Raw genomic sequence first — 26,078 nt, 5'->3', positions numbered from 1 at the left:
GACAAATTGAAGGTAATTTCATATCGTATTTTATTAAATATTAGGTTTTATAGCGAATATTTTAATTATTGCGACTCAATGATATGAATCAGGTTTTTGAGCTCTTTATGCCGCTCTTCGGTCGACTCCGGATAGCTCATATTTAATTTTTTCAGTTCGCGAACGATTGTCTTTGCTACTATCAATCGCATATTTTTCTTGTCGTCTGCCGGAATTACATACCATGGACACTTATGTGTTGAAGTAGCATTAATCAAGTCTTCATAGGCTTGCTGATAATCATTCCAGAATCCCCTCTCCTTCACATCCTGCTCATCAAATTTCCAGTTTTTAGTTGGGTCTTGTATCCGTTCTATTAATCTCTCTGCTTGTTCTTCTTTTGAAACATTCAAAAAAAACTTTACCACCCTGATTCCATTCCGGTGAAGATAGGTTTCTAAATTTGTAATATCTTCATATCGATTTTTCCATAGCTTATCCATATCATCGGCCAACTCCATCGGCAATCGTTGGGTTTGAGTTATAATTTCAGGGTGAACTTTTACTACCAGAACCTCTTCATAATATGAACGATTAAAAACTGTAATGTTGCCTCTATGAGGTAACTGTAAAATAGTACGCCATAAAAAGTCATGCTCAAGTTCTATTTCAGTTGGGCGTTTAAAAGAATATACACTTAAGCCTTGTGGATTGACTCCTGAGAAAACGGCTTTCAGGGTTCCGTCTTTTCCGGCTGCGTCCATTGCCTGAAATATAACCAGAAGACCGTATCTATTATGGGCGTACATCATACTTTGCAGTTCGTCCATCTGATTATTCAAGTCGGATAAAGAAGTTTCATAATCCTCTTTATCTTCATAAAAATCTTTAATTTTTGTTTTGGTATCACTGATTGAAAATTTTCCACTTCCGTCGAATACGAAATCGTCGATGTCAATTTTTTTCATAGGGGTTAATATTGAATTTGTCGGAACTTTAATTTACCTGATTTAATGATTATATATGATAAATGATTTAAAATTTAGTCATATCTAAAAACAGTAAAATAATGTCTTTATAAACGATAATCTAAATCAGTTTTTCAAAATCAGAGAAATCATTAAATCAGGTAAATTAAAGTTCAGGCCGTTAAAAAACTTATGCTAAATATAGGCGATTGTTTTCAATAAGAAATTTATAAATTGCACAGTTGAGTAAAAGGTATAATAAGCAAACTCAAATCGTTAATAATTCGTTTATTCAATAAAACGTTCAATCAAGAAATTTTGTTAACTAATGAAGATACAATCAATTATTTTATTAGGGGCAGCCATTGGTGTCATTGCCCTATCTGGTTACAAATTCAACAAAAAAGAAACGATAATGAATCAAGAAACAGAACAAGATAAGGCTGTTGCTACTTTCGGTGCCGGATGCTTCTGGTGTGTAGAAGCAGTATTCCAGAGATTAGATGGCGTTACTAAAGTAGAGTCGGGATACATGGGTGGCACAAACAAGAACCCAACATATAAAGAAGTGTGCACAGGCTTGACCGGACACGTAGAGGTTACCGAAATTACCTACAATCCTCAGAAAATATCATTTGAAGAATTGCTTGAAGTTTTCTGGAAAACTCACGACCCAACCACATTGAATCGTCAAGGAAACGATGTTGGTACACAATACCGCTCAGTAGTTTTCTATCATGACGATAAGCAAAAGGCTTTGGCAGAAAAATATAAAGCAGAGTTAAATACAGCAGGTATTTACAACTCCCCTATCGTTACGGCCATTGAGCCTGCACAGATTTTCTACAAAGCTGAAAACTACCACCAGGATTACTATAATCTAAATGGTACACAGCCTTATTGCCAAATGGTAGTAAGACCTAAAGTTGAAAAATTTGAAAAGGTATTTAAAGATAAATTGGCGAAGAAGAATCAGTAAGAGGTCTTTTAGATAAAGAAAACCCTTTCTATCGAAGAGATAGAAAGGGTTTTTGCATTTTATAGCATCTTTTTAACTTAAAGCGCATAGCCCGGTGGCTGAGCGTAGTCGAAGCCCGAGCATAGCCTTAACTCGGAATTACATTAACCACCAACCTCTTAGGTTCAGCCATAGATTCTTTATATTGAGTCTTCCAGATTGGGTTTTTGCCAATGCCTTGAATAGTTGTATCGCTTCTGATTAAATCGCCTGTTTCAAAAACATAATAAGCTATATTGGTAAGAACACCTGCAATTTCGCCAGGGTCGTATTTTCTGGTGAATCTGCATTCAAAATCTGCTAAACCAAAAGCATGAAGACCAAACGTATCCATCAAGACTTCTCCGTCTCCTATATTAAACAACCGGATATTCATCGCTCCATGCAGGAAATCTCCTTGTTCTTTGTCGCAGGCTTCAAGAAAGTCTTCCGGCTTTATAAACTTTTCGCTGTTCCTGAAATATATTACTGCTGGGTTTGTTGCCTTTACCACAGCACTTAAGAATTTTTGAAAAATTTCTAACCTTGTTTGGTGAGCCAGATTCTCAGATATAAAATCAAACAGTTCAAGTTCATAACTACAATCGTTTATTATAGGTTTTACTTCCCGCCAATGCCATGATTGTGGAAATGCTTTTGTAAATCTGTCTGAATATACTTTAGTGTCTATTGTCACTATAGTTCCTCGAGCAGGAATCGATTCATTGTTAAGGTTATTCACGTACCCTGGAAAGAAAAAATTCAAAGGCCGATCGTCAGATGATACTTCTACATTCTTGAATCGTAGTTTTAATTCTGGCAGAATTTTGTTCTTATGAGGTTCCGGCGAATTTTCATAAAATAAGCTCACGATTTGGAGAGCTGGTTCATTTGAAACGAGTTCTTTTGCGGCTGATTGAGGAGATTTTTCAGTTGATTTCTTTTTGAAGAGGTCAAATAATCCCATGTCTGGAATATAGTTTTAGATGGTTAACTTAATTTAATCACATTAATATGGGTAAGCAAGATATTAAATTTAACCGATGGGAGAAATAATTATTAAATAGATAATGCAAAATAGACTCATTCAAAAGCTTAAGGTCTCTTTTAAATGAAATCTAAAAGTATTAAAAGTATAGATAAATATTTTTATAAATTCTATGTATTAATTTGATTCAAATTCATGGATATTGAATAAGGTGAAGAACATTAATTGCGAAAAGAACAGAAATAAATGGTATTTTTCTTAGAAAGGAACTAATTTTGCACCCGAATTTTAGTGATAAGTACTTAGCTATCAATATTCAAGCTTAGGATTATGGCTAGAAGGTAAACAATTTTATACTTTTCATTTCAAAAAATCATGTCTGCATTAGTTGAAACAGCGAACCTACTCGCTGACAGAATCAATGCGCTGGAAGAATCAGCCACGCTTGGTATGTCGAAAAAATCGCGCGAATTAGCGGCGCAGGGGCACAAGGTCATTAACTTATCTGTCGGAGAGCCAGACTTCAAAACTCCAAAGCATATTTGTGATGCTGCCAAGGCAGCTATCGACAACGGTTTCCACCACTACACACCAGTAGCGGGTATTCCAGAACTCCGCAAGGCAATCGCAGACAAGCTCAAGCGTGAAAATAATCTGGATTGGAAACCTGAAAACATCGTTGTTTCTACAGGAGCAAAACATTCATTAGCAAACGTAATACAATGTTTAGTGAATCCGGGTGACGAGGTTGTTATCTTGGCACCTTACTGGGTAAGCTATTCTGAAATGGTAAAGTTGGCAGATGGTAAATCTGTGATTGTTGAGGGTTCTTTTGAAAACGATTTCAAAGTAACATCACAACAATTAGAAGCCGCTATCACTGACCGCACGAAAGTGGTAATGTACGCATCGCCAAATAACCCTACAGGTTCTGTATATAGCGAAGCCGAACTAAGAGCTTTGGCGGAAGTAATAAAATACCACGAGAACGTTTTTGTATTGGCTGATGAAATCTACGAATACATCAACTTTACGCAAGAAGGGCATTTCAGCATCGGTTCTATTCCTGAAATCAAAGATCGTGTAATTACGGTTAATGGTTTTGCTAAAGGCTTTGCCATGACTGGCTGGCGTTTAGGTTTCATTGCAGCCGCTAAATGGATAGCCGAAGGCGTTGAAAAATTACAAGGCCAGGTAACCTCTGGTACAAGCTCAATCTCTCAACGTGGAGCAGTTGTAGCATGGGAAGATATGTCGGCACCGGAAATGATGAAACTGGCTTATTTACGCCGCAGAGATTTAGTAATTAACTTATTGAGAGATATTCCGGGTGTGAAAGTAAATGTTCCGGATGGCGCATTCTATGCTTTCCCTGATATTAGTTATTACTTCGGAAAGTCAGACGGTAAGGTAACTATTCAGGATGCTGACCAGCTATGTATGTGGTTGTTAGAAACAGCCCATGTAGCTATGGTAGGCGGTGGCTCATTTGGCGCACCAAACTGTTTGAGAATTTCAACAGCGGCATCTGATGAAGCTTTGACAGAAGCAATGGGTAGAGTTAAAACAGCGTTGGCAACTTTGAAATAATTGAGCGTTGAGAAATACAGATAAGCACCTGAAACCCAGGTGCTTATTTCTTTTATTTTTTATCAAAAAGTATAATACTTTTAAAAAGTAATTTTTCAAGGGGAAACTATTTTTTAAATTCAAATAAGACACCGAAAGTCCAACGGAAATCGTTGTTTTTGCGACCGCTCACAACTACACTTTCATACGAGTCTTCAATCATGCTTCTGATCGCTGTACGTTTGGTAATCTGGTAACGGAAAATAAGATTACCATTCCAGCGGAAGTTCTTTTCAGTGAAGCTGGGTTGTAAGAACAGCGTATGAGAAATCGTCATTTTACCATCTGCTAACGAATATTCTCCAAAAAATCTGGTAGAGTTACGCCATAAATTTTTATCAGGAATATCTTTATTGTTGATAAAATCAGTCCATTCATATAAAAGTACATTGGTAACAGAAAGGTAATAAATTCCCTTGTCTATGAGTTTGAACCCGACGCCCCCAGCAGCAATTAAACGGTTCCCTATTTTACGAAGGTTACTTCTTTCATAAGAACCAAAACCCAGATAATAAAATCGTTTCTCATAAAGTACGGTTGTTCTGAAATCTGCAAAAATCTCCCGTTCATTTAGTTGTTTGTTTTGTTGTCCGTAAATAAAAGAAGGGCTACTCGAAAACTTTAAGATATTACTTAGATTCCAGTCAATACCTGAAGCAAATTGCATCAAGGCACGATTCACGTTTCCTGAGGTATATGTTCCATCAGCAGATAATCTGAATTTGAATTTAGCCGGTGTATTATCCTCCGGTTCTTCTTCCTTTTTTTCCTCGTCTTCTTCTTCCTGTTCTTCCTCTGTAGCCGTGCTATCAGGTGACATCTGAACTGGAGGAAGATTCTCTGGTTTGAGGGTATCAGGCGTTGTAGTCTGGGCTTTTAGAATTAAGCTAAATAAAGAAAAAATTAAGATTAATAATTTTAGTTTCATTGGTGTTGGCTTATTTATAAATTTCGCAAAATTTGCAATATCTTTTCGATTTTGCTAAACAAGCAGTCATTTTAAGTGTTAATGGTAATGTAGAATCCATACATAACAGTAATAAGGGATTATCAGGAAAATAAGCGATAGACAATGGAGGTGGCTAAGTATCTTTCAGTAATTTTTGCAAGCATGATAAAATTTTTCGGGGGGCCTTTAACGGGCCTGGCCCTGAAAATTACATGGGTAGAAACAGCCATTTGTTCGGTAATTGGAATGATGATAACCGTGGCATTAATTACCTTTTTTGGAGATTATATACAAAGGTTTTTTACGAGACTTTTCCAGAAAGGCGAACCTAAGAAAAAGAAAAAATTTACACGCTCTAACAGATTAGCTGTAAGAGTTAGAAGAAGGTTTGGGCTGATAGGAATATCCTTTCTGACTCCTATTCTCTTCAGCCCAATAGGAGGGGCAATTCTTGCTCTGGCATTCAGGTACCATAAAAGAGACATCATGCTTAATATGCTTTGGAGTGCCTGCGTGTGGGGGGTAATACAGAGTTTGTTTCTGTACTATGCAAAAAATATTTTATTCTAAAAGAAGAATAAACAATGATGAAGGGGGCTGATTTTTTAATTATCAGCCCCCTTCATCATTGTTGACCTATCCGGCTTATATCTTCACAACCCGAATACGTTTTAAAGAATTACCAGCTTTGTTAATTTCCAGAATATAGCTCCCGGCAATAATATCCATCATTCCTAAATCTATATAAGCCACATTATTCACCAGTTTAATCTGCTCTTTCTTCAGAGGTATCTTTTTTCCAGCAGAAGTATAAAGAACAAAATCAAGGGTGCTATAATCTTCTTCTAAAGGTAATTTAACATTACAGATATTTTCAAAAGGATTCGGATAAACTAACCAGTCAGTGAGAATATTTTGAGTTGAATCCGTGGAGTATTTAACAGTAAACTGAACCGTTTTAAAAGTAATCAAGGTGTCTTTCTGATAGGCATTGGCCTTGAGGGTATAAGTACCTATAGGAAACTCCAACCCTCTTCCTTCACCAAATAAATTATAAGGGGGACGTTCAGAAATGTTCTTGAATTTGTACGGCCCGGTCAACTCAAAATGGAAATTCACCGAATCCAAATTGCAGCGGGCCAATACATTCAGTTTCTCAGGCAGATCTTCTAAATAAAGTGTACGGTTATTAGTTAATAAACCCCAACCCTCAATCGGCACATCAAAGTAATCAGCCTTAATCAGTTCAAAGTCAATAGCCGGAGGAATACTCTCAATATACATAACTGACTCAAGGCTTGCGCCTTTGTTATCATAAATTTTGAGTTTTATTTTTGTTTTTCCAAGCGAGGGTGCTTTGCCGTAGAAACTAAACTCAAACTTATTAAAATTTACCCAATTGGGCGATTCTGTAATTTCAATATAAGCAATGTAACCATCAGGATCAATATACAGGTTTTCAGGGATTCTGAAAACAAAAGGTTGATTTACGACTATCTGCTGTGTATAGTCTTTGAAGTTTTCAATTGGTATCTCATTTGGTCCTTCTTGTACAGGGGGTTTGGGCGGATCTGGTGGGGTTACGGGTCCAGGCCCCGGATCGGGGTCAGGATCCGGACCAGGGTCTGGAATATCAGGCAAAGGGTTATCAATTACCTGTTTATCATGTACTAAATCTTCTTCGTAGATAATCCTGATTTTTTTCTTGCCATTATCTGACCGTATCCGCCAATCTTCTACTACGGCTTCACGGTTGTCGATTAACTGAGAAAGCCGATATCTCATAGAGTCTGCAAATACTATCGGAGGGTTAGGTTTATCCATCCAATAAACCCCTTCCTGCACAGCAGGCAATAATTTCTCAACGTCTTTTCCATTATCATAATCTACATAAAGCAGTACAACCTCGCACCCATACTCAATGGCACGGTCAACATAGTTTCTTAATGACTCAGGCGTTGATTGGTCAAAATGTGCAATCTCTGTGTAGTACTTCTGATTTTGCCTTAAATTACTTATTACCAAGTCAGCCTGAATCCCATCGCCTTGAAAGGCATCTACTGATGTTTTTATAATATCAGCCTTTTCCGTGAGATTTTTAAAGGCAAATGTACCCCGTAATAAAGACAAGTTGTCAGCAATTCCACCAAACTCGCATGCCACATTAAAGGTCGGATCGACCGACTTTACCGCATCAATCATCTGGTCAACATGGCTTTTGAGCAATTGATGCCGGAAAAGATACCAGTCTTTACCTCTCAGCCCTCTGAAAGAGTCTTTTGTATTGAACCAGTTTACATAGGGTTCAACTTCTAAAAATTGTTTGTATGAAGTTCCCCAATAACTATTCAGGGTACGTATGGTCTGATATTTGGTTTTAGCCCAGTCTTTCCATTTAAGCATAGACCATTTTGAATGGTCAAAGACAGCAAAATATGAGGGATTTGGATATTGTTGATTTTCGTAGGCATAGCCTAATTCCTGTTGTGGCGTATTTACAACCGAAATAAAGAGGATTTGTCCGCGTGCCTGTAAATCCTTGTAACGTTGGCAAACCTCTTTTACAAACCCCGCGGCTTTTGCGATAGAAGGCTGATGTGCAAAACTGAAATGGTCGTTATCGTAGTAATAGGTCAAAGGTTTTCCTTTAAAGTCGGCTACGGCTTCTTCTAAAGCCCAGAAACCGGGTGTCAAGGCGATATGCCTACCCAGATGGATTCTTAGTACCAGTTTTACATGGAGATTATTAATAGCATGGTTTATCTGATTATCTAATTGTGCCCAATCACCTTTTGAATCTGCTTTCGGATAAATACGATCCCACATTACTGTCAGAGCAACGGCATTGCACCCGGCTCTCACCATTTTATTCATGGCACTGATACCATGATTCATGGTTGGCTCTAAGTTCAAAACACCATGAACTATATATCTTTGAGGTGGGGTCTGAGCATAAGACGGTACCGATGAATAAAATAACAAGAAAGCAACTAAAGAAAAATAATGTGAAAGTCTGATCTTCATAAATTTATTTCATTTCGTAGTACACTTGTTCCAACTCAAAATCCTCTTTAAATCCGGCACGCCCTCTGACAACTTCCTGAATGTTGATAGATTTTACAATCTTATTTTTAATGTAGGGAGATTCAAAAAATTGCTTTGTATCCTGTACACTATCTATTTTAGAGTTAATAATTAAACCTTTCTCCAATAAAATTGACACACTATTGTAAGACGCCATTTTCCCGTCTTCCGTTGTAATTGTTATAGCGAAATGAGAAGGCTGAAAAAACAAATTCATTAATTTACCGAACCACGTACGGGCGGTTTTTATTTTTAATACACTAATAGTATTAACAGAAGTATCAGCCTGAATGTTATATTCTTGGCCGAAACGTAATTTTACCTTTTGATTTTTGATTTGTTTCAGCGTTTTAATGAAAGGTTGTTTTTGCAATAGTAAGCGATTGCCCCAAATCTTAACAGGTTTATAACGTTGTAGTAAAGCTAAAAGCGTTTGGGTTTCGTCTCCCCAGGCATATTTATTATCGGTGCTTTCAACGCCATATACTACAAAATCAGGAGCGGTGGCTGACAGATATTTCTCCCGATTCTTATTATCCAAATATTGATTATACGCCTGATACGATTGAAGTGTCGGGCGGGGATTATAATTAAGTCTGTTAAAATAAATCTCAGATATTTCATTCGGAATAATATCAACACTTTTGTTGCCTATTCTGGTGAGTACATCAGCCGGATATGTCTTATGGGTTTTATAACAAGGCAGATTAAAAATATCTTTAAAGTATTGCGGAAAAATATAGGTCTTGGTGCGCAGGTTGTCTGGTATCGAAAAAGTAACCCTCCCAAAAATGGGCTGATAGAAAACCAAATAAGAAATAATATTTAATGCAATTAATAGCCAGCCACCAATTTTAAGCAATCGGTGGGTAGTAAAAAAGGGTAAGAGTAATAAAGGCAAATTAGCCAGTTTAACAAAAGCCGTAATATGTCCGTCATCTGCCCGAACGAAAGCGTATTTAAACAAAATGAAAGAGATAACAATACTACACCCCCAGATAAAAAGATTATCTATTAATGATAAGCTCAGTTTTTTGTTTTGGACAAGATTTTTGATAGCGTAAAATATACCTAAACCGATAAGTGTTCCCCAAATCAGAAAAGCTGCAATTACCAGGCGTAAGCGACTTTCGGGAAACAAGGACTGAGCCTCATTATAACCACTGATAACTTTAATACTTGTATAAAAATATTGTAATAAATCGGTTTTGAGCCAAAAAGATAGCAACGCCAAGGCTATCATACTACCTATTATATAGAAAAGAAATACTGTAAACGTAAGACGTTTAGTGAAAAAAGAGTAGGTCGTTAATATAGCAATGAACCCTATAGCGATAATGCCATAATTAGCTTTAACAAAAAAAGTAATAATACCAACCAGAATAGAGTAGGATAAAAGCCAATGATTTTTTATTTGCAAGAATCTTACTCCTAAGAATATAGACGAGTAAAATAATAAAAAATGCACCCACTCGCCATACATCGAAGAAATAAAAAAGAATAAAACAAAATGAATTAGTAGCTGATACAGTCTGAGGAGTTTGGGCAATAAAAAGAAAAGTAAAATTCCGATATTTAAAAAGAAGAAAAAATCAAAAAGAAAAAAATCAAAAGGCGTGCTGGTAATGGCAAATCGCTGGGTAAGAGAGCCTAAAGGCCCGTAGGTGTAAATAATATCCTGACCGAAAACTAAACCTTTGGCCTTAGCTAATTCAAGAGCAATTCTCCAAGAATTATCAATACCGCCTTCAGGATTCTCGTAAATCCTGTAATAGGGGAAAACTAAAATAATCAGAAACAGAACATAGAAAAACTTTAACCAGAAACGGTCGATTTCCCACTTTAAAAATTTTACCATTATAAATTAATATATCAAGCCAGTTGAAAGGTAATTGCTTATTCAAGAGAAAGCAGAGAAAAGCATGAAGTACAAAGGTAGATACGCAAGTCTAAAAAAAAAAGGCTTTCAACCACTGGTTGAAAGCCTTTTAATATTTACTATTCTATTTACAGATCATTCAGCTTACTTTTATTACGGCTATAAATGAAATAAACAACGAAGCCGATTAACATCCAACCGATAGCAAATTTTTGCGCTTTGCTATCTAAAAGAGCCATTAAAGCAAAGTTAGTAACGATACCTAATGGGCCAATTATATAGACCATAGGGGTTTTGAATGGTCTGTCACGGTTTGGTTCTCTATAGCGCAGAATCAATACAGCTAAACAAACCATAGCAAAGGCAAACAAAGTACCAAAGCTGGTCATATCACTTAAAATCCCAATAGGAGTAAAAGATGCCACTAAAGAAACTACTAAGCCAACCAGAAGTGTGCTTTTCCAGGGGGTTTGCCAGGTTTGATGTACTTCTTTAAAGAAATTAGGTAATAAACCATCTTTTGCCATGCCTAAGAAAACACGGGTTTGTCCTAACATCATCACCAACATTACAGAAATCAAACCAGCTGTTGCAGCAGCGGTAATAATGAACACAGCCCAGGGCTGTCCTACTTTATCAAATGCAATCGCAACAGGAGCTTTCAAAGCATCTCCGGTTATATCCTTATAATTCATCATACCAGTAAGTACCAATGATACAAGAATATATAAAACAGTACAGATCAGAAGAGATGCAATAATAGCAAATGGTATATCTTTCTTAGGATTAACAGCCTCGCCTGCTGAGGTGGAAACTACATCAAAACCAATGTATGCAAAGAAAATAGCCGCAGCTCCACTAAAAATACCCTTCCAGCCATATGCTTCTTTAGCGATCCCATCTTCGTGTGTAACCAATGTTGGTTCAGGTATAAATGGTTTCCAGTTTTCATAGTTAACAAAGAAAACCCCTGCAATGATAACAAAAATAACGGCCGCTACCTTTAAAATTACAATCATGTTATTAGTGTTAGCCGCTTCTTTAATACCCTTAACCAAAATCCAGGTTACTACCCAGGTAATAACAAAAGCAGGTAGGTTGAGTGCAAATGAAGGAGCATCAAGGCCATTGGCCTGTGCATAGGTTGCAGCCGACCAAGGGTCGTTTCTTAAGTAAAATGGTATATCTATACCGAATAAGTGAACTAATTTGTTAAAGTACCCAGACCAGCTCACCGCAACAGTCATGGCACCCATAGCATATTCGAGAATCAAACCCCACCCGATAATCCATGCAAAAAGCTCACCGATTGTACCATAGGCATAAGCATAGGCCGAACCTTCAACCGGAAGCATAGAGGCAAATTCGGAATAGCAAAGGGCGGCAAATACGCAGCCAATACCTGCTATAATAAATGAAAGTGCTAACGCCGGGCCGGCATGATAGTGAGCAGCAGTACCTGTTAATACAAATATACCTCCTCCGATAATACCCCCAATCCCGATAGCGGTAAGACTCCACTTACCCATTACCCTTTTGAGTTGGTTATTCTTAATGTCAGCCTCATAAGCCGACATTGGCTTCTTACGCCAAATACTGTTTTCCATACGATGTTTAGAGTTGTTTTTGGTTTGTTTCGAATTATATTGCAATATACTGTAAAAAAGCATTGATTTACCAAACCATTTAATCAAAAAACGAAATATTCTTTTATTTTTTGACTTTTTACTTAGAAAAACCAGTTGATTTTCATAGCATTTGCCCCTACTATTCACCAGGCTTATTTCTCGTATCATTGTAGTTTGCCAGGCAAACCCCAAATAGTCAAAGAAGTTTGATACCCATTATAAATCCTGCGCCATCGCACAATTATTGTCCATTAAATAAATTTTATCTCACTTTAATAGAGGTTTGACAACAGTTGATTTACTATTGCTGCTGATTTATGTAAAACCTTTAAATAGAAGATTGAACTGTATTTCTTTTAGATATTTTCTTAATTAGGCAGGTAGTCAATTCTTTCTTCAGAGATATACACTGTATTATTCTCGTAATCAAAGTATAAGAAAATAAGCCTGCACAATAACAAAAGATTAAATACAATGGAGTTAAAAGCAAATTAGCCAGGTAAGATTCTTAGCAGAAAAATACAGAATTAACAGATTCTTCAAAAAACATTGATTGTAAGGGTTTTACAATAAGATTGATTTTTATTTTATACCGGAAGAATAAACTGATTTTAAAGGATAATATAATAAACCAACTTAAAAAACAAGAGCCTGATAGATTTCAGGCTCTTTAGGTATATATTAAAATTAAATATCAGAATTTAGGGCAAGATAACTCCTTTTTGATTCTTTTGCTTCTTGTCCGCTTCCTTTCAACAGGGTCAAACTGATAAGCAATTGAAATCTCGTGAGAACCACCCGTTGAAATACCTAAACTCGAGACAGTTATATCGTAACTATAACCGATTGAGAAGTTATCCTGACGTACCCCAACAAGAAAGATGAGGGCATCGTGGTTTGTACGGGTAATATCTCTTTTCTTGATCGGAATACCCCGATACCATAATCCTAAAGTAAGTGGTGAATAAGTAGCATAAAAGCCCAGATCCAACTGATCGAATTTCCCTTGTCTTTTATAGAGAAATGCAGGAGAAACAGAAAATTCTCTGTCGACATTGGCAGCATTTGAATACGGATTATCTAATGGTATTTTTAACCCCCCACTTACACTTATTTTCATGGGTACAAATGATTGTTCTCCACCAAGAGTGCTATTGAAGGTAAATGAGGGTTGTGTAAGGTGATTTGTAGATACACCCAACCATGACCTGCTATTATAAAATAGTGCTCCGGCACTATAATCTATATATTGAATAGGATTAATATTTTTTGGGTCTTTTATGAGGGGGTCATCGGTAGGTAAACCTGTAAATCCTGAATTGGTATATTGATCGCCAAAAGTAAGCCCCAGATAATTAAGAGTCTTATTAGCGTAGGTTCCCTGCACACCCAGGCGTAAGAAATTTTCCTCATTCAGTTTTACCTGATATGAATAAATCGCACTGATTTCTGTACTTTTTATTCTGGCCGGACCCTGCGAGTCGTTGGTCGCTAAAATACCAAAACCACTATTAATTTTTTCTATATAATGATCGAAAGAAAAAGAAGCTGTAACAAAGTTAGCATCTATAGAAGGCCATTGGTTGCGATAGTTGGCAATCAATCTGGGTGCGTAGGCTCCGCCTGCAAAAGCAGGATTCTGATATAAAGGAGCCGCATAAAACTGCGAAAACTGGGGGTCTTGTGCAAAGCTATTCAAGCAAACAGTGCACAAAAGGACAATTCGTAAATAAAGTTTTTCCATTGCCTATATTTTATAGGAGATAATGATGTATTTCTAAAGCAAATTTCATTCCAAAGCACATTTTATTTTATTACGAAAAGGTTTTTATACGAAGATACACGTTTTTATAGCATTTGGTCACAAAATAACGTTATACATATAGCTTTTGGTGTAAAGGCATTAAAAAATGTAGATATTTGACCGATAACGAAATGTTTAAGCTTGAATATCAAATATTTTTCTTTTATCTCTCGTTAAAATTTTCAGAAGCAAAAACTTAAAATTTGATTTATTTTTAATAAGTTAGTATTTATAATATTTAACGAACTATGTGGGGTGGTATTGGTACTAATCTAAGGATTTTTTTTATTGCGGCCACATTATCCCTTACTTCTTATTTATCCTTTTGTCAGGAGTTTTTTGTAGGTGGTAAAAAATGTATGAAAATGCCTGCTATGCCTCCAGGTCCTAATGGGCAGGCACAGAGTGCAGATTGTAATGAGCCGACAATTTTTTTTGATACAAACCCGGATGCAACAGCCTGGGAATGGAATTTTGGCGACGGGAGTACACCTGCTACTACCCGTAATCCACAGCATAGCTACGATCAGGCAGGTACTTATATCGTTACACTTATCCGTACTGTCAATAGTATTGTGCAGGCCCCGGTTACCGAAACGGTTATTATTAGTCAACCCCCGCAACAGCCTAAGTTTTTCGATAAAATCAGTGCTGATACTACAGTATGCGACGGCAAGACGGTCAGATTAGACCCTTACAAAGGTTCAGCACCACCTCCAGGGGTAACATATCTCTGGTTTCCGAAAGGACAAACAACTCCGACAATTGATGTAACAGAAGCCGGATGCTATTCAGTAGAAGTTTTTGATCCTTCAGGTCAATGTTCCCGAACCGCAAAAATCAATATAAAATTCTGTTTGCAACAATCTAATAGTAGTGGTGGCGGTGAAAAATGGTATTTTGGAACGGGTGCTACGCTCGAATTTGGTTTGAATCCTTCGACACCAATTGAACGAGACCCATTAGAGGATAATGGGGACCTGTTTGAAGACCCTGAAGAAGAAGACCCAACCTATGTTCCGGTTACACCATCGAAAGACAACCCTATTGATTCACCTGAAGGTGCGGCTATGGTATATGGTTCTAAAGGAGATCTGGTCTTCTATACCGATGGCGTGAAAATTTACAGAGGTAGCGACGACCAGCCAATGGCATTTTTTCCACCGTTAACCAATAGTGACCTGGGGGGTACTAATACTTCTATACAATCATCCCTGATTATCCCGAAGAACTCATGTAACGAGTGTCCCAATCATTTATATTATATCTATACCTTAAATGAAACAACAGGGATGTTGTCATATAGTGTAGTTGACATGAGGCGCGATGACGGGAAGGGTGCAGTAGTAGAAAAAGATGTTCCTGTAAGCTTTACATCAGCTCCACAGATTGCCACCCGAAAAGCCTTTGACGATAGCGGGAATGAAGTAGGATATTATATTTATTCACACGATAGTAAAACCAATGAGTTCAGAATACTGAAAGTTGACTCTACTGGTACTACTGAGAGAACACAAGCTTTAGGAATAGATGATGCTGATGCCACAGGTTATATGCGTATCTCACCCTTAGGGGATAAATTGGCAATGGCAATAGTAAAAAACGGGCAAAACTTCATTGAGGTATATGACATAGACCCTGAAACCGGAAGCCTGAAACTGAATGTAACGATTGATTTAAAAATTCCGGCACCTCCGATGGTATATGGTCTTGAGTTTTCTTATGATGCCCAGCTACTATATACTACTTTAAGAGGAGACCCGGCGACTGGCGTAAAATCTTATTTATATCAGCTGAATCTGAATCGCAAAGATCCGGCGGTTATAACTGCCGAGAAAATCAAAATCGATGAGTCGGCTACCTATACCTTTGGTGCTTTACAAATGGGGCCGGTCAATTCAGTTGGAGCTATTTATATGGCAGTAGATGGCCGGACGTTGCTTCCTTATATATCTCAACCTGATGCACTGGGTGGAGCCAGTATAGTAGGATATGTGCCTGTCAGCAATGTTTTTGGGGCAGAAGTAATCGGTGAGAGCCATTTCGGTTTCCCGAATGTGGTTCGTGCCAAACCACAACAGGATGGCGAAGGGCTAAGTGCTACTTATCAGGGTACTTGTCAGGGCCAACCCACGAAGTTTTCAACACAAGGGATATGTAGCCCGATGAAAGCTGAAATACACTGGGATTTTGGCGATGGTACAACCGGAACCGGGAAAGAACCTACGCATATCTATGAAAAAGAAGGAACCTACAAGATTATAATGACCGTAGATGTTTTTTCAGAAACGGTGCTTAGCCAGAATGTCAATATTCCACTTTTAGGCAATGCCCTCAAACAGAAATGTAATACCTTTGTAGTAACAGATGAAATTTATATTAAACCAACACCTGTTCCTAACTTACCTGATGAGGATTATCTTTGTGTACTTAAGGGATTAACCAAGGTTTTAAACCCCAAAGCAACAAATACCGTTGATCCACAGTATCTCTGGACTCCGACTTCTGAAACTACTCCGACAATTACGATTAGTGCTTTAGCAACGTATGGTGTTACGGTATCAAATAAATTTGTTTTGCAGAGTGGTACGCCTGTATTCTGTAAAGTTAAAGATGAAGTGGTGGTAAAAGAAGGGTGCGAACCACAGTTATTTGTGCCCGAGGCCTTTACCCCGAATGGTGATGGGAAAAATGATAGATTTGAGTTACCACATGAATTTATTACAGATTTTGACCTGAAGATTTATAACCGCTGGGGTGAAATAATTTTTGAATCGTTTGAACCTGATAAACTCTGGGATGGCACCTATAAAGGTAAATTGATGGCACCGATGCTCTATGCCTTTGTGGTAAGTTATAAAAGTGAGTATTTTCCGGAGCGACCGAAAATAACCAAGACAGGGGGGATTCTGCTAATAAAATAAGATTTCTTCAAAATACGGATAGATTATTATTCTCACTTTCTACTTTTGAAGGGTAACCGGAAGTATTTGTAAATTATCAGATAGTTATACTTTAAGAGGTTTTTATGTAAAAACCTCTTAAAAAGATTGTATATTTGATAAATAAAAAGAGAGGTTTCTCATAGATTTCATGCGACAAGATTATATAAAAGGAGATAGCGATGGACTATCGCCCATTGAAAAAGAAATAGAAAAAGCCCTTCGACCTCTTTCGTTTGACGACTTTACAGGACAGGATAAAATTCTTGAAAATCTTAAAATCTTTGTTTTAGCGGCTAAACAAAGAAAAGAGGCTCTCGACCATGTATTGTTGCATGGCCCTCCAGGCTTAGGGAAAACGACACTCTCGCACATTATTTCTAATGAGTTAGGTACCAATATTAAAATAACATCTGGCCCGGTTTTAGACAAACCGAGTGATCTGGCTGGTTTGCTAACTAATCTTGAAACATTTGATGTACTGTTTATTGATGAAATCCATCGTTTGAACCCAATAGTGGAAGAGTATCTTTACTCAGCTATGGAAGACTACAAGATAGACATCATGCTTGATTCCGGCCCTAATGCCCGAAGCGTACAGATTAGTCTGAATCCCTTCACACTGATTGGCGCAACCACCCGTGCGGGTTTATTGACCTCGCCGCTTCGTGCCAGATTCGGGATTAATTCGCGTCTGGAATATTATGATGCCGAATTACTTTCTAAGATTATCAAACGCTCTTCTTACATATTAAATACACCTATCAGCGATGAAGGGGCTTTTGAAATAGCGCGCCGAAGCCGCGGTACGCCGCGTATCGCCAATAACCTGCTGAGACGTACCCGTGATTTTGCACAAGTAAAAGGCAATGGGAAAATTACTTTAGAGATTGCAGAAATAGCTCTAACTGCCCTCGATGTTGATCAGGATGGCCTGGACGAAATGGATAACCGTATTCTGCAAACCATTATTGAGAAATTTAAAGGCGGCCCCGTAGGTTTATCAACTATTGCAACGGCAGTAGGAGAAGAGGCTGAAACCATAGAAGAGGTTTATGAGCCATTTCTGATACAAGAAGGCTATCTGAAACGCACTTCACGCGGAAGAGAGGCTACTGAAAAGGCATATAAGCACCTGAATATCCTTCCCAAGTACAGAATGGGAGAGTTGTTTTAGAAGAATACATCTTCAAATTGCCGGATTTCAAAGTTTTGACCGACAACAATGGCTATAATATCAAAACGGATTTTGCCGCGCCAGTCTTTCTGATAAATATAGTTTTCCGCTGTTTTCATGATAAGACTGGCTTTGGCTTTAGAGATGGTTTGCTCAGGAAAACCATAAACAACTTCTGAGCGGGCTCGTACTTCTATAAAAACCAGCCAGTTGTCTTTCAACGCAATAATATCTATTTCGCCTTTTCCAAATACATAGTTTCTGTCAAGAATACTATATCCTTTCTTTAGAAGAAATGTCGCAGCCATTTCTTCTGCTTTATTTCCGGTATCGTTATGCTGAGCCATCGGGGTTTAGAGTGTAACAGATTAAAAAAATTATAAAATACCTTTTACCTGGCTTCTTAACGCATTTCTCGCATTTTCCCAAACAATAACAGTAGTTGTTTTTTTACTTGTTTCTCTCTCAATACCTTTATTATGAATCGCATCAGCCTCAATAATAAACGGTTCAATCTGTTTTGCCCAGGTATCTAACTGGAAAAGTATTTTGTCATTTTTTATAAAATTATTCAGAAAGTCATTTTTTATACTATTATATTCTTGTCCAAAACTTAGCCATGCAGCCGTTAGCTTGTCGCAAGAAGCAGAACGTTGCCTTCGACCTGCTCCAAAATTAAAAGGCATACAGTTATTCGATATTTCTCCTAATTTATCTGCCATACCAGTATATGGATTAGAGGTGAGTAGTACCTGCTCAAAAGCACCATCCATATCCCACGGAATAAGGTGCATTCTTTTGTTTTTTTTGTCTTCAAACCAATAATAATTATGGTTGAAACAAGAATTAACTGTTTCATCACTACAATACCAATGAAACGGGCCATCGTCATGCCTGATGGCTCTATCTACCACAATATATGAAAGTAGTTCATTGATTTGCATATATTTTCTTACCACGTCTTTAGTATTTGAAGAATTAGAAGCTACAATCGCCTGGCCAAATTCTTTGATCAGGCTGATATTCTGCTCTTCCTCATTGGTTTTCAGGGCGTCTATAAAAGCCTTATCAGGCTGAATTTCACCAGTCGGCTTTATCGGCCATACTTCCTTGTAAATATTCCCTTTTCCCTCCGTATAAAAATATTCAGCAAAGCGATTATCAATTTCTTCTACAAGACCGTAGAGACCCGAATATTTTTTGTTAATAATTAGCCTGGCATGAACTGTGCGAGGGGACGGGACACCCATCTGACCAAAAAGCCAATACGCCAGGCGTTCACGGAGCTGCGATTTATCATAATTTTGTGCGTGAAATTGCAGTTTGTTCAGGTCGAAAAAACGCTCTTTTCGACCATTCCAGTTGATTTTTATTTGCATGCTTAGCTTTTCACAAACTTTTCGTCCTGCAGGGTGTCCCCAGTCGGGGTCTGATAAACAGCCGGCAAAAGCTCCAACCGAACCCTTATATCGCACTCCAACCGGGCTGATGGTGTCGCCCTCAAATACCAAAGCACCTTCTACATATTCTTCCAGGGTAGGATTGTCATCTATTTTTGCCAGGTCATCTCTTGGAATAATCAGTTCAAAAGTTTTAATTTTTTCCTGGTCATAAATATAATCAGAGGTTTGCTTCAGATAATTTTCATTGCCTCTCACTTTTATATTGGGTAAGGCATCATTCGGAACAGCAGATTTTATGGGAGTAATTATATCTTCTTTTGAGCAGGAAATAATTACTACTACGCTTAAAGAGGCGAGCACCAATAATTTGTAAAACTTGTTTAGTCGACAGGCAGCCATTGTTTGGTATATTTTTTAGATAAAAAATAATGTTTATCATAAAACGAAGCCTCAATTTAATAATTTCAAGGCATCAATGGATGAATAAATAACCTAAATATTTTGGAAGAGGAGTTAATTCTCAGAAAATCAGTAAAACGTATTTTCTGATTTAAAAAAGATAGCGGGCATTGAGCCGAATAAACCCGGATAAGGTATAATTGAAAGCTATATCTTAACCAGAATAATTGGCATTAGGTAGATGATAGATTCAGTTAAGAAAGAAAATATAGTAAATATTAAAATGATTTAATCAGGCCAGTTCGGCAATCACGGTTTCTCCGCCTACCGGGCGGTCGTCAATATTAACCAGAATTTTAGCATCAAGAGGTAAGAAAATATCAATTCTTGACCCGAATTTAATAAAGCCGAATTCGGTGCCCTGCTCTACTTTTTGTCCTTCTTTTACATACCAGCATAAACGACGAGCCAAAGCCCCGGCTATCTGGCGGAAAAGTACTTCTGTGCCATTCTCATGTTTTACTACAATGGTTGTTCTTTCGTTATCTGTGCTCGACTTAGGATGCCAGGCTACCAGGTATTTCCCGGCATGATATTTAAAGTAAGAAACAATACCAGAAATAGGGTTAAAATTGATATGGACATTAATAGGCGACATAAAGATAGATACCTGTCTGCGAGGGCCGTTGAAATATTCAGTTTCTACCACCTCTTCAATCACCACCACTTTGCCGTCAGCAGGAGCAATGACGTGTTTGGAATGAATGGTTGTCCGGCGGGTAGGCTTACGGAAAAATTGAAGAACGATAATCAGTAAAACGATACTTACACCCAAGAGTATAGCATGCACAAGGGCATTGTCTGGCAAGAAGTACCGTATTAATCCATTAAGAATTACTAAGCCGATAATTGTTAGAGAAATGGTTCCTGTACCCTCTTTGTGTAGTGTCATTGTCAGTCTGCTGGTTTTTTAAAAGCACAAATATAATCAACGCAAAGATTTTGCGTTATCTTCACGGCTCAAATATTTATCATGATGTGTGAATAACCTGTGGATAAGTGGGTGTTTCACGTGGAAAACTTTCTAATCGTCTATGTATCGTTTAGTTTTTTGGCAAAATTGGTCTAAAACAGAAAAGTTAATATGTTTGTGTATTTTAATCGCTTTACTGCTATCGTTAGCACTGTTAGGAGTTTATAAGTATCAAGGTCTTGAAAATGTAATTCATTGGGATACCCTCAGCGAATTAGATGAAATTCCGACCATTACCGATAGTTTCTCAGACGGACAGCTAAAATATACTGTTCATGGGAATAACTATTTAGTAAAAGAGCGTTTTTTAGCTTCGATAATGCAAACCAATACCTGGGCAACCTATGTTTTTCTGGTTTTTTTTGTAATAGGGCTTAATCTGCTAATGTCTGCTTTTTGTGCTTTACCTCGTTACTGGTTTTTAGGGGGTATGGTAGCTTTAGCAGGAGTATTGATTACTTTCAGATTAGAGAATGTTTTCAACCTTACAAATCAAACAGGTTTTCTGATAGCTTTCGCTGTAGTTGCCGGATTAGCTTTCTACTTCAATAATTTTGCTATCAAAACCAGTTTCATTCAACGATTTTCATGGTTTCTTTTATTGAATACCGTTTTGATTGGGGTTATTCAGTATTTTTCAAAGATAAGTCATCCTTTTTTGGCTATTGCCTCTTATAGCTTTTTATCGGCAATTGTCTTTACAGTGCTGTTTATACTGTTAATTGCACATGAAATTGTGGCATCACTGGTTTGGGTTATCTCAAACTCAGGTATCAGAGGCAAAAGCTCACTAAATCAATTTCTCATTATTTCGAGTATCTATCTGCTGAATATTCTCTTGATGTTTTTAGAGAAACATAAATACATCGACTGGAATATCCTTGCCATAAGCCCGCTTGTTTTATATGTTATTTCAACTGTTTTAGGGGTATGGGGTTTCAGAAATATTGCCGATGAGTCTGCTCATTTCAATTTCAGAACCATTGGTGTATGGTTGTATGCGGGTCTGGCTATTATTGCATCAGCAACTATCGGCCTTGCCTACGCCACAGGCAATGATCCGTTAATTGATGCTTTTGAGAGTTTTATAGTAGTCGTACATCTGACAATGGGCTTTGCTTTTTTCTTGTATGTGATACTTAATTTTATACAAGCCTTACAAAAAGGGCTCCCAATTCACCGGATTTTGTATCGCCCGCAGTTTTTAGAACTTTCATTATTTCGTTTAGGCGCATTAGTCGGTGTGGTTACGCTGTTTTCATTAAAAACCTTTTATGTATATTATGAGGCTAAGGCAGGATATTATAATCAGATAGCAGATTTTTATAAAGCAACTAATGACCTCTCTTACGCTGAGGCCTTTTATAAAGAGGCTACACATAATGATATTCGCAACCATAAGTCTAACTACGCACTGGCTACACTGGCAATGGAAGCAAATGATAAGGATAATACAGGGGCTTTTCTGAAAAATTCTCTGGAGAAAAACCCAAGCCCTTTTGCTTATGCTGGATTAAGCAAGATTTTGCAGGAAAAGGATATGTTTTTTGATGCGCTATTTACCCTGCAGGAAGGTGTGCGTAAGTTCCCGGAGAGTCAGCAGTTATTAACCAATCTGGCCTGGTTGTATGAAAAAACCAAGGTAACTGACTCAACATTTTATTATCTGAACCGGGCTAAAGAAAACTGTACAGATTGCGATTTGGCCGAGGCTAATTTGCTGGCATACCAATTAAAGTATAATAAAGAAAATGGTCTGAAGAATGCACGTGGACAAACAACAAATGCCTCAATGAGCCTTTTAGCCAATCTATCGGCATTGAATAACGAAAAAAATGATTTCAATGCATGGATTATAAAACCGGGAAGCGATTCAATATTGAATGTCAGCCAATTTGCGTTGATTTATAACCTTACTACAGCAGCTTTGGCAAATATACCCTTTTCAAGCATAGATTTACAAAAGATTCAACAAAAAACAGGGAATGAGAGTTTTTATGAGGATCTGGAATTTGCCATTGCCTCGCAGAATTATTATCGAGAAGATAAGATAGAAGGTTTAAAAAGACTGACGGTCCTTGCCAATGACTCAACCAGAAAAAAACCATTGTATAATCAGGTTGTAGGGATGTGGTATTTACAGCAAGGAGTTGTCGATAAAGCTATTGTACATCTGACAAGGGCCGGAGACAAAGCATCTGCTGAAGTTTTACAAAAACAAGATTATATAATGAGTGTTCCTGAATATCAGCAGGCACAGGCAGAAGAGCTGTTGAAAAATGTTAAAGCCAAAGCTGATTACGATAAGGCCTTAGCGATAAGTCCGCTAAACCCGGTTCTTATCAGCAAAACGGTAGATTTTTATAATTCAAAACTGAAAAAACCGAATGAAGCCTACAACCTTATTTTCAAGGCTTTACAGGTCAATGACAATAGCACGGCATTATTGAAAATGTACATATTGCAATCGTTAAAAGTAGGGGTAGAAAACTATGCTGAAGAAGGGCTTGAAAAACTACACGCTTTAAGCAGCCCTACCGATTATCAAGCGTTTCTTTCCACCTATCAAGCCCAAAAAGCATTGATGGAAAAAAACAAGGTTGGTTTTGAATGATGAAATATATTTGAATTTGAAATAGTGGGGTAGCACCTAAATGCCCCATACACTCATGTACTCACTCATTCATAATTACTAATGAAAATAATTGAGACTACCAATATTTCTAAGCGCTACATTATGGGTAGCGAAATAATTGATGCTTTAAAGTCAGTTACCATTTCAGTAAACAAAGGAGAATATGTGGCGTTTATGGGGCCATCTGGTTCGGGGAAATCCACACTTATGAATATCATCGGGTGCTTAGACTCACCAACAGGGGGGCGTTACGTATTAAATAATCAGGATGTGAGTAGTATGAGTGAGAACGAACTGGCTGACGTAAGAAACAAAGAAATAGGTTTCGTTTTTCAGACATTCAACCTTTTGCCTCGTCAATCTGCTTTAGAAAATGTAGCTTTACCACTTATTTATGCAGGTTATACCAAATCTCAGCGTACAGAGAAAGCCATGCAAACCCTCAAAAATGTAGGCTTAGAAAACAGAGCGCACCATAAACCTAATGAATTGTCGGGTGGTCAACGCCAGCGTGTAGCTATAGCCAGAGCTTTAGTAAACGACCCAAGTATCTTATTGGCCGATGAACCTACCGGTAATTTAGATACTAAGACCTCTTATGAAATAATGGAGCTATTTGACCAATTGTACTCAAAAGGCAATACAATTGTAATGGTAACTCACGAAGAGGATATTGCCAAGTATTCTCATAGAATTGTGCGTTTGAGAGACGGTCTTGTAGAGTCTGACAAGATTAATCCGACACCAACCAATCCTCGGGAAATGGCAAAATTATTTGCAGAAAAGACCAAAGAATAATTTTTAACAGGGTGTTTAAACTAAACACAATAGTTTTTCGTTAATATCCATATACCATAACTAATTTAACTTTTTACTATGAAAAAAACAGTATTACTACTCTCATTCTTATTTTCGATTACTTCATTAGTTTTTGCTCAAAAAGCAAGTCCACATGTGACAGCTGAAAGTAAAAACGTGAAAGTAAGTTATGGACAACCATCAAAGAAAGGACGTGTAATTTTTGGAGGCTTAGAAAAATTTGGAACAGTGTGGAGAACAGGTGCAGATGAAGCAACGGAAATCACTTTTGCCAAAGACGGTAAATTTGGTGGCAAGCCAGTAAAAGCAGGTACTTATACACTTTTCTCTAAATTAGGAGAAAAAGAGTGGACAATCATATTAAACAGTGAGTTGAAACAATGGGGTGCTTATGGCTACGAGAAAATCAAAGACAAAAACGTGGCAGAAGTAACAGTACCTACTAAAACATTATCAACTCCGGTCGAAAAGCTAACAATCACTACTGATGATAAGGTTTTAACCATCGCCTGGGATACCACAAGCGTGAGTGTTCCCATGGAGTTTTAGGGTTTAGGTAAGTGTAGTGATAAAAAGCAGAGGCATGTGCTTCTGCTTTTTTTGTGCCTTTATGCAAGAATCTGGCATGAAAGATGTTATTTTTACATAAAATCATGAAGTCCTGAAAAAGATTGAAATTTTTTCAGACAATGGGCGTTTGTATAAAGAAGAGAAAGGTGTTTATTAATAATGAGATTTCTACCAATAATTATATTAAGTACAGGCCTTCTGACAGGCTTTGAAGCTGTGGCACAAACTTCGCCTCCCAGCTCGGTTCCGACTGCAAAAAAAAGAAAGGCGAAAGATATTATAAAAGATGCTGTTCAGGTAAGTGGTGGCCCTAAACTGTCGGCAGGAGCTTCTGCTTCCGGTGGCGTTTCTTCTAATTTAGGAGCTAAAGATGGTTCATTATCCTCACCGAATCTTAATATTTCAAACCCTGAAGATGCGAAGAAATTTGCTACTGAAACTTTACCAGATCTGGGGTTAAAAATCGCAAAAGGGTATAAAAAAGTAAAGAAAGAGCTGAAAAGCCTCAAAAAAGAATTTAATGGCCGTGATTATGAAGGTTTGAGAGTAGAAAAACAGATTCTACGTCAAGGTAGTGGTAGTAGGTTGACTTATAGTGAATTTTATACACTAAGAGAATACAAACAACCTGATTTGTATAGCCGTCATTTATATTGGTTTGACCACAGGGCTAACAGAATTGTAGAGGGAATAGGTCGGGATAAAGAAAGAAATGACTTGATGCATGGGCCCTATAAAAAGTATTTGGGTGATTTGCTGATAGAAGAGGGATGGTATTATATGGGTACGAAACATGGGCGCTGGGAATTATACGATAAAAATAATAATCTGCTTAATAAAGAATACTACGAAAAGGGCTTTGCACGCGATGCAGATATCAGCTATTATGATGAATCGCAGAAGAAAATAAAAGAAGTGCTTCCACGAAACTATGATAAAGTAACAGGCGAATACTTTTTGTTTAATGAGAGCGGTACATTGGCAGAGCATGGAATGATGGATGATAGTGTAAAAGTAGGGCAATGGGTAGAGTATTATCCTACCGGAAATCGGCGCAAAAAAGAAGTACAGTATGGCAGAGATTGTTTTGATACAGGTTTTGAATCGTATGTAATAAGAGAATATGATGAGCGTGGCAAGATGATTTTTGAATCGCCCAAGGTAAAGAAAAACTAAGAATTCCGGCTGAATAAAT

19 protein-coding genes are annotated in these 26,078 nt (G+C 37.5%); 9 read left to right on the top strand and 10 right to left on the bottom strand.

Going from position 1 to position 26,078, the window contains the following annotated elements:
* Positions 1 to 65: 65 nt before the first annotated feature.
* Positions 66 to 947, bottom strand: a complete 882-nt coding sequence (locus tag H1R81_RS14515) for a polyphosphate kinase 2 family protein (RefSeq protein ID WP_181841459.1) — start codon at positions 945 to 947, stop codon at positions 66 to 68.
* Positions 948 to 1,275: 328 nt separating this feature from the next.
* Here H1R81_RS14515 and msrA point away from each other — a divergent pair, with 328 nt between their 5' ends.
* Positions 1,276 to 1,926 (top strand): peptide-methionine (S)-S-oxide reductase MsrA, encoded by a 651-nt coding sequence (gene msrA / locus H1R81_RS14510; protein WP_181841458.1) that lies wholly within the window; start codon positions 1,276 to 1,278, stop codon positions 1,924 to 1,926.
* A 127-nt stretch (positions 1,927 to 2,053) separates the two neighbouring features.
* On the opposite strand, the gene H1R81_RS14505 is transcribed toward msrA, so the two are convergent.
* A complete protein-coding gene (locus tag H1R81_RS14505; RefSeq protein WP_181841457.1) occupies positions 2,054 to 2,911 on the bottom strand; it encodes a DUF4261 domain-containing protein in 858 nt (285 codons plus the stop codon).
* A 396-nt stretch (positions 2,912 to 3,307) separates the two neighbouring features.
* Between H1R81_RS14505 and H1R81_RS14500 the strand changes: the two genes are divergently transcribed.
* Entirely contained in the window at positions 3,308 to 4,522 is a 1,215-nt protein-coding gene (locus H1R81_RS14500; protein ID WP_181841456.1) for a pyridoxal phosphate-dependent aminotransferase, read from the top strand.
* A 106-nt stretch (positions 4,523 to 4,628) separates the two neighbouring features.
* Here the strand turns inward: H1R81_RS14500 and H1R81_RS14495 are convergent, their stop codons facing one another.
* Positions 4,629 to 5,489 carry a DUF481 domain-containing protein gene (locus tag H1R81_RS14495; protein WP_181841455.1) on the bottom strand — a complete coding sequence of 287 codons (861 nt, stop codon included), beginning with the start codon at positions 5,487 to 5,489 and terminating at the stop codon, positions 4,629 to 4,631.
* A 183-nt stretch (positions 5,490 to 5,672) separates the two neighbouring features.
* On the opposite strand from H1R81_RS14495, the gene H1R81_RS14490 reads away from it, so the two are divergent.
* Positions 5,673 to 6,080: a small multi-drug export protein gene (locus tag H1R81_RS14490; RefSeq protein WP_229251133.1), complete on the top strand. Its 408-nt coding sequence runs from the start codon at positions 5,673 to 5,675 to the stop codon at positions 6,078 to 6,080.
* A gap of 75 nt (positions 6,081 to 6,155) precedes the next feature.
* On the opposite strand, the gene H1R81_RS14485 is transcribed toward H1R81_RS14490, so the two are convergent.
* From H1R81_RS14485 to H1R81_RS14470, 4 genes are all read right to left on the bottom strand, one after another.
* Complete coding sequence (locus H1R81_RS14485; RefSeq protein WP_181841453.1) at positions 6,156 to 8,534, bottom strand: beta-galactosidase; 2,379 nt, start codon at positions 8,532 to 8,534, stop codon at positions 6,156 to 6,158.
* 4 nt (positions 8,535 to 8,538) lie between these two features.
* A complete protein-coding gene (locus H1R81_RS14480; protein WP_181841452.1) occupies positions 8,539 to 10,452 on the bottom strand; it encodes a hypothetical protein in 1,914 nt (637 codons plus the stop codon).
* Between the two features lie 149 nt (positions 10,453 to 10,601).
* Positions 10,602 to 12,080 carry an APC family permease gene (locus H1R81_RS14475; RefSeq protein WP_181841451.1) on the bottom strand — a complete coding sequence of 493 codons (1,479 nt, stop codon included), beginning with the start codon at positions 12,078 to 12,080 and terminating at the stop codon, positions 10,602 to 10,604.
* A 715-nt stretch (positions 12,081 to 12,795) separates the two neighbouring features.
* On the bottom strand, positions 12,796 to 13,845 hold the full coding sequence (locus H1R81_RS14470) for a type IX secretion system membrane protein PorP/SprF (RefSeq protein WP_181841450.1): 1,050 nt from the start codon (positions 13,843 to 13,845) through the stop codon (positions 12,796 to 12,798).
* A 308-nt stretch (positions 13,846 to 14,153) separates the two neighbouring features.
* Between H1R81_RS14470 and H1R81_RS14465 the strand changes: the two genes are divergently transcribed.
* Complete coding sequence (locus H1R81_RS14465) at positions 14,154 to 16,829, top strand: PKD domain-containing protein (RefSeq protein ID WP_181841449.1); 2,676 nt, start codon at positions 14,154 to 14,156, stop codon at positions 16,827 to 16,829.
* A gap of 169 nt (positions 16,830 to 16,998) precedes the next feature.
* Complete coding sequence (ruvB, locus tag H1R81_RS14460; protein WP_181841448.1) at positions 16,999 to 18,024, top strand: Holliday junction branch migration DNA helicase RuvB; 1,026 nt, start codon at positions 16,999 to 17,001, stop codon at positions 18,022 to 18,024.
* Here ruvB and H1R81_RS14455 read toward each other — a convergent pair.
* The 3 genes from H1R81_RS14455 to H1R81_RS14445 all read right to left on the bottom strand — a co-directional run bounded on the left by H1R81_RS14455 (position 18,021) and on the right by H1R81_RS14445 (position 20,778).
* The gene (locus H1R81_RS14455; RefSeq protein WP_181841447.1) at positions 18,021 to 18,371 is read right to left on the bottom strand and encodes a YraN family protein; all 351 of its coding nucleotides are present in this window, start codon (positions 18,369 to 18,371) and stop codon (positions 18,021 to 18,023) included. The two genes, ruvB and H1R81_RS14455, sit on opposite strands and share 4 nt — an antisense overlap.
* Before the next feature lie 30 nt (positions 18,372 to 18,401).
* Complete coding sequence (locus tag H1R81_RS14450) at positions 18,402 to 19,826, bottom strand: CotH kinase family protein (RefSeq protein ID WP_181841446.1); 1,425 nt, start codon at positions 19,824 to 19,826, stop codon at positions 18,402 to 18,404.
* 292 nt (positions 19,827 to 20,118) lie between these two features.
* On the bottom strand, positions 20,119 to 20,778 hold the full coding sequence (locus tag H1R81_RS14445; protein ID WP_181841445.1) for a phosphatidylserine decarboxylase family protein: 660 nt from the start codon (positions 20,776 to 20,778) through the stop codon (positions 20,119 to 20,121).
* Between the two features lie 196 nt (positions 20,779 to 20,974).
* On the opposite strand from H1R81_RS14445, the gene H1R81_RS14440 reads away from it, so the two are divergent.
* The 4 genes from H1R81_RS14440 to H1R81_RS14425 all read left to right on the top strand — a co-directional run bounded on the left by H1R81_RS14440 (position 20,975) and on the right by H1R81_RS14425 (position 26,059).
* Positions 20,975 to 23,473 (top strand): hypothetical protein, encoded by a 2,499-nt coding sequence (locus tag H1R81_RS14440; RefSeq protein WP_181841444.1) that lies wholly within the window; start codon positions 20,975 to 20,977, stop codon positions 23,471 to 23,473.
* An 81-nt stretch (positions 23,474 to 23,554) separates the two neighbouring features.
* On the top strand, positions 23,555 to 24,292 hold the full coding sequence (locus H1R81_RS14435) for an ABC transporter ATP-binding protein (RefSeq protein ID WP_181841443.1): 738 nt from the start codon (positions 23,555 to 23,557) through the stop codon (positions 24,290 to 24,292).
* Positions 24,293 to 24,370: 78 nt separating this feature from the next.
* On the top strand, positions 24,371 to 24,862 hold the full coding sequence (locus H1R81_RS14430) for a DUF2911 domain-containing protein (RefSeq protein ID WP_181841442.1): 492 nt from the start codon (positions 24,371 to 24,373) through the stop codon (positions 24,860 to 24,862).
* A gap of 180 nt (positions 24,863 to 25,042) precedes the next feature.
* Positions 25,043 to 26,059: a toxin-antitoxin system YwqK family antitoxin gene (locus H1R81_RS14425; RefSeq protein ID WP_181841441.1), complete on the top strand. Its 1,017-nt coding sequence runs from the start codon at positions 25,043 to 25,045 to the stop codon at positions 26,057 to 26,059.
* Positions 26,060 to 26,078: the final 19 nt, after the last annotated feature.

Source organism: Emticicia sp. BO119, assembly GCF_013912375.1.
Classification (GTDB): Bacteria; Bacteroidota; Bacteroidia; order Cytophagales; family Spirosomataceae; genus Emticicia.
The sequence above is the reverse complement of the archived record's forward strand: the minus strand, read 5'-3'. Positions and strand labels throughout refer to the sequence as shown.